This is a genomic window from Ferviditalea candida, assembly GCF_035282765.1.
Classification (GTDB): domain Bacteria; phylum Bacillota; class Bacilli; order Paenibacillales; family KCTC-25726; genus Ferviditalea; species Ferviditalea candida.
This window is the reverse complement of the sequence record NZ_JAYJLD010000084.1, coordinates 1-1,934: the sequence shown is the minus strand read 5'-3', so window position 1 is coordinate 1,934 and position 1,934 is coordinate 1. Positions and strand designations below refer to the sequence as shown.

Below are 1,934 nucleotides of genomic sequence, written 5' to 3'. Positions count from 1 at the left end.
TCAAAGACAGTCCAAGCCACCTAACGGTGGCTCGGAACACTACAAAAGTGACATTTTCTCGGACGAGTTAAGGTGACATTTTCTCAGACGTTTGACAAACCCCGCTCGCCTGATTTATTGCTCAAAATTGCCCTTTACTTTGGCCGGTTGCGATCGCGTTCCTTCATTTTATAAAACTCATGGTACAGCTTCATTAAAGCCCGCTTTTCGATTCGGGATACATATGAGCGGGAAATCCCCAACTCTTTGGCGATCTCTCGCTGCGTTCGTTCGTCTCCGCCCTTCTCCAAACCGAATCTCCCTCGAATGACCTCCTGTTCCCGTTCATCAAGGATATCCAAATTTTGGTATATTTTGCTTTTTTCTATTTTCAACTGCACTTTGTCGATGACTTCATCCGAATCCGTCCCGAGAATATCGATCAGGGTAATTTCATTGCCTTCTTTATCCGTCCCGATGGGATCATGCAGCGAAACATCCTTGCGGGTTTTCTTCAGCGAACGCAAATGCATGAGGATCTCGTTTTCAATGCACCTCGCTGCAAAGGTGGCGAGCTTCGTCCCTTTATCGGGCTGAAAGCTTTCGATCGCCTTGATCAGGCCGATGGTGCCGATGGAGATCAGATCCTCCAAATCCTCTCCGGTATTATCGAATTTCTTTACAATATGGGCCACCAAACGAAGATTGTGCTCGATCAGCTTGTTCCGCGACTGCGAATTGCCCTTCGCCATCAGGCGAAGGTGCTTGATCTCCTCTTCTTCCGTCAGCGGCTGCGGGAAGGCGTTGTTCTTCACATAGGAAACGAGCAGCATCAATTCCTTAATGAACAAGGCTAACGCGGCAAAAAAAGCAGGCACTCCGATACCACCTCCCATGAATTGCGGAACATACAACGTATACAGATGCAGATTGTTACATTGTATGTGGGCGGATGCCCGGAAGTGCCTGTACGGGAAAGAAAGGACCGTGCTCTACAGCACAAAGGGCATCCGGTGATGGGATTCAAGAGACGCTCTCCGAATCCGGTCAAGAGATCGAAGATCGGTCGGTCGAACATTTGCGTGCGTACGATGACCTGTTTCATACCCATACGTTAGAAACGAAGGAGGATGACGCAGCATGAGTCACTCGCCGCGCAAGGCGTGGAAAGATGCGATTATGGAATACAGCAAGGAACTGAGGCTCCCCATGATTCGTAAGCATCTGGACGAGCACGTCCAGGAGGCGAACCAGCGAGATGTTTGTTACGAAGAATTTTTGGCTGAGATCTTGGAAAAAGAGTGTGACGCCCGACGGGAAGCATCCCGATACAACCGAATTCGGATGGCCGAATTCACGCATAAAAAATATCTCGAAGATTTGTCGATCCAGGACCTGCCTGAGGATGCGCAGAAGAAACTCAAAATGCTCAAGACGCTGGAGTTTATCCCGGAAGGACGCAACGTCATTCTGGCGGGAAATTCGGGCACTGGAAAGACCCACATTGCCACAGGGCTTGGTCTGAAAGCCTGTTTGGAGGGCTACAAGGTGTGGTTTACCACCGTCCCCCTTCTCATCAACCGGATCAAGGAGTGCCGGGCGCAGCAAACCCTGCGCGTATTTCAAAACCGCTTTGAGAAGTACGATCTGGTCATTGCCGAAGGCTCGGAACTCTTATTTACTCACCTGTCTCTTCGCGCCGGCCGGAAGTCAACGATTATTACGACGAACCTGTCGTTTGAGCGGTGGGGAGAGATCTTTCAGGATCCGGTGATGACCGCAGCGATGATTGACCGCTTAACGCATCAATCTTACTTGGTCAACATGAATGGGAACTCCTATCGCATGAAGGAAACGATGGCGAAAGGACTTCACGTCATCGGCATGATCAGAGATATGAAGCAGCGTTATGATGTCGGCGGTAAACGAATGAATCTTCAGGAACTGTATCGAAC

1 protein-coding gene and 1 pseudogene are annotated in these 1,934 nt (G+C 49.7%); one reads left to right on the top strand and one right to left on the bottom strand.

The genetic code is table 11. The features are described from left to right. Positions 1-134 precede the first annotated feature (134 nt). Positions 135-857, bottom strand: a complete 723-nt coding sequence (sigK, locus tag VF724_RS21080) for an RNA polymerase sporulation sigma factor SigK (RefSeq protein WP_371756202.1) — start codon at positions 855-857, stop codon at positions 135-137. A 262-nt stretch (positions 858-1,119) separates the two neighbouring features. Between sigK and istB the strand changes: the two are divergent. Beyond that, positions 1,120-1,836, top strand: a pseudogene (istB, locus tag VF724_RS21075) (IS21-like element helper ATPase IstB); the annotation flags it as partial. Positions 1,837-1,934: the final 98 nt, after the last annotated feature.